This window comes from Thiogranum sp. (assembly GCF_058323355.1).
In genome coordinates this window covers 1-3842 of the sequence record NZ_JBTTIO010000084.1, presented here as the reverse complement: position 1 = coordinate 3842, position 3842 = coordinate 1, and the positions used below count along the sequence as shown (strand labels likewise).

3 protein-coding genes and 1 tRNA gene are annotated in these 3842 nt (G+C 55.5%); 2 read left to right on the top strand and 2 right to left on the bottom strand.

What is annotated here, in order from left to right; all coding sequences use genetic code 11:
• Window positions 1–171 precede the first annotated feature (171 nt).
• Window positions 172–248: transfer RNA gene (locus ACW81B_RS12025), tRNA-Val, on the bottom strand.
• A gap of 127 nt (window positions 249–375) precedes the next feature.
• Window positions 376–1635: a DUF5666 domain-containing protein gene (locus tag ACW81B_RS12020; RefSeq protein ID WP_491580463.1), complete on the bottom strand. Its 1260-nt coding sequence runs from the start codon at window positions 1633–1635 to the stop codon at window positions 376–378.
• Window positions 1636–1853: 218 nt separating this feature from the next.
• Here ACW81B_RS12020 and gltX point away from each other — a divergent pair, with 218 nt between their 5' ends.
• Entirely contained in the window at window positions 1854–3275 is a 1422-nt protein-coding gene (gene gltX, locus ACW81B_RS12015; RefSeq protein WP_491580462.1) for a glutamate--tRNA ligase, read from the top strand.
• A 6-nt stretch (window positions 3276–3281) separates the two neighbouring features.
• On the top strand, window positions 3282–3842 hold a 561-nt coding region (locus ACW81B_RS12010), incomplete at its 3' end, for a glutamate--tRNA ligase family protein (protein ID WP_491580461.1).

Below are 3842 nucleotides of genomic sequence, written 5' to 3'. Positions count from 1 at the left end.
TCCTGGTAGGAACGCGGCCCGCGCTTGGTGATATTTGCCATGATCGCAAATCCTCGAGTTAGTTAAACACGAGACATGTAGCGATTCGATGGACCTGTGACGCCTTTCTAGTGGAGCAAATTGGAGCAAATCCGGGGTATTTGCTACAAGGCGCTCGTAACTACTTGATTTTGGTGGGCGATACTGGATTCGAACCAGTGACCTCCGCCGTGTGAAGGCGGCACTCTAACCAACTGAGCTAATCGCCCGGCTTGTGTGAGTGGTGGATTCTAGAGCGGTGGGGGAGGCGGGTCAACGGAGAAGCCTTTATTGACCCGGAAATAAAAAGGTGGCGGACCGTGAGCGCACGATCCGCCACAATGGGGGGATACGCTGTTAAGGGTCGTCGCGCTCCAGTTTCACGGCAACCAGGTTTCCTGTTGTGGTGTCAGTGTAGGCATTGATCTCCACGTAGGGTGCTTCATTATTCATCCATGCTGTTTCCAGCTGTTGCAGGTTGAAGCGGTGAACACCGTTGCTGCTGCTGTCTTTCATGATGGTGGTGTTGGATACCTGGTATACATTGCCATCCTGCAGGGTGACGGTGCCGGTGTTGACGCCAGTAGTCGTCACATCGACAACAAGGTCCTTGAACTCACTTTGTGAGCTGGCATCGTTGTCTTCCATGCTGATCTCCCTGGCTACCAGTTCTCCGGCTGCATTGAAGCGGCCTTCCACTTCGACCATGGCGCCGGCGACAAGATTGGCGTTACCGTCGTCGAATTCGGTGCCGGTGTCCGTAACAACAGACGTTCCGTCCATCAGCTGGAAGTTGTTGCCGGTCACTGAAGCGATAATGCCCTTGATCTCCAGTTCTTCACCTTCATCGCCCTGGACGCCTTTTTCTCCATCATCTTCCATTTCGATGCGGGAGGCGGAAAGCAGGTTGCCAACCGGGGCAGTGTCGCTCTTTACTTCGACATACAGACCGTCGGCGAGCGTGATGTTATCGAGAACCGCTCCGCTGTAATCGATGGTGAGGCTGCCCATATCAAAGGTCAGGGCTATGCTATCGAGATTGCTGACGACACCCTTGACCTCGATGTTGTCACCGTAGCTGGCCATGTCCACGGCCTTCACTTCGATGCGCGTGGCCGTTACGTTGCCATTGCCGTCACTATAGCCATTGACCTCGACAATGTTGCCGGCCGTAATCTGGTCAATCGTGGTGATGGTGGCTACTTTGCTCTCGAACAGGGTGTTCGCGTCGATGGTTACCGTCTGGCCCATGATGACCATGGTGCCGGTGCTACCGGCGGGAGGAATGTTGTTGCTCTGTACAACACCTTCGAGTTCGTCGTTGACATCGATGCTGACGGCGACACCTCTCGAACCTGTTGCGCTACCGTCCAGGCGCGCGACCATGCCGACGGCCAGGTCGGATTCAGTACCGGGTACACCGTCGATGGTAATGCTGGTGCCGTTGGTTTCATATTCCACGCCATTGATGAACACACTACCAAACCCGGTAATGGTGCCAACTGACGCAGTACCTGCCGTTGCACTTGTACCGCCGCTACCTCCACCGCCGCAGGCGGACAGGCCAATAACCACAGCGATTGCACCGGCGACTTTCGTTAACTGATTGATCTTCATAATAACCTCCATAAATGTCTGTAGGGCGTGGAGTGCTGTGGCATGAGGTAAATCCCTGCTTTGCGCTCCAGTATTGGGAATAATATCCCAAAAATAGGAGATGTCAAGGCCGGTAAGCGTGCTTTCCGCAGAAATGTGATGGCGTGCACAATCAGGGCACCTGACGAACAAGTGCTTTGTTACAATGTCTCTTTTTCACAAAGAGTTACTGCTTCTCCATGACTGTCAGAACCCGTTTTGCACCCAGCCCGACCGGCTACCTTCATATAGGTGGCGCACGCACGGCGCTGTTTTCCTGGCTCCATGCGCGCAAGCACGGCGGCCAGTTCGTGCTTCGTATAGAAGATACTGACCTTGAGCGTTCCACGGCGGCGTCGGTCAACGCCATTCTTGAAGGTATGACCTGGCTGGGCCTGGAGTATGATGAGGGGCCGTTCTACCAGACCGAACGTTTTGACCGTTACAGGGAAGTGATTCAGCAGTTACTGGATAGTGGCAATGCCTACAAGTGTTACTGCTCGAAGGAGCGCATTGACAAGCTGCGCGAAGAGCAGATGGCCAAAAAGATCAAACCGCGTTACGACGGGCGCTGCCGCAATGGTGCCGAACCGCCTTCACCGGATGCACCCTACGTGATCCGGTTTCGCAATCCACAGGACGGTGAAGTGATAGTTGACGATCTGGTTCGTGGTCGCGTGGTATTCAACAATAATGAACTTGACGACCTGATCATCCAGCGTAGCGACGGTTCACCAACCTATAACCTCACAGTCGTTGTCGATGACGCGGACATGAACATCAGCCACGTCATACGCGGCGATGATCACCTCAATAACACACCGCGCCAGCTTAATATCCTGGAAGCGCTGGGTCTGCCAAAGCCAACCTATGCGCACCTGCCGATGATCCTGGCAGAAGACGGCGCCAAGCTGTCCAAGCGCGTGCACGGTGAATCGGTGAGCGTGATCCAGTACCGCAACGATGGTTACCTGCCGGAAGCGCTGCTTAACTACCTGGTGAGGCTCGGCTGGTCGCACGGCGACCAGGAGATTTTCTCCATCGATGAAATGATCGAGTTGTTCGATATCCATGATGTGAACAAGGCGGCATCGAGTTTTAACCCGGACAAGTTGTTGTGGCTGAACCAGCAATACATCATGGCTGCCGATCCCAAACGCATTGCCCGTTACCTGAGTTATCACCTTGGACTGATGGGGATAGACCCGGCGCCCGAACCGGACCTGCACGAGGTCGTCAAGGCGCAGCAGGGACGTGCCAGTACCCTGGTGGAGATGGCCGACATCAGCCAGTTTTTCTACCGTGACTTCGACGAGTACGATGCACAGGCAGCCAAAAAACATTTACGCCCGGTGGCGCAGGAACCACTGGAAAAGATGCGCGAGGTGCTGGCCACGCTGGAACCCTGGACAGCGGAGACCTGTCACCAGGCAGTCAAGGATGTGTCCGAGGCGCTGGGGCTGAAAATGGGCAAGGTCGCGCAGCCGCTGAGGGTGGCCGTGGTGGGCCGTGCCGCATCGCCGGGTATCGATGTGACGTTATATCTGGTTGGCCGCGAGGCCTGCCTGCGCCGTATCGACAAGGCGCTCGATTTTATTCGCCAGCGTGTCGAGCAGGGATGACGGACGATGAGTAACGAAGAAACCGGCACGCCGAGTAACTTTATCCGCAATATTATCGATGCCGATATCGCCAGTGGCAAACACGGCGGACGGGTGGCGACACGCTTCCCGCCCGAACCCAACGGTTACCTGCACATCGGGCATGCCAAATCGATCTGCCTGAACTTCGGCATTGCCGAGGATTACAACGGTACCTGCAACCTGCGCTTCGATGACACCAACCCGCATAAGGAGAATGTCGAGTTTGTTGAGGCCATCAAGCGCGATGTGCATTGGCTCGGCTATGACTGGGGTGATCGCCTGTTCTACGCTTCGGACTACTTCGAACGCCTGTATGACTACGCGGTTGAACTGATCAAAAAGGACAAGGCCTATGTCTGCGACCTGACACCGGAACAGACCCGCGAGTACCGCGGTACGCTCACCGAACCGGGTAAGGACAGTCCTTACCGCAACCGTTCCGTGGAAGAAAACCTTGACCTGTTTGCGCGCATGCGTGCGGGTGAGTTCAGGGACGGCGAGAAAATCCTGCGTGCAAAGATCGACATGGCGTCCTCGAACATGAAC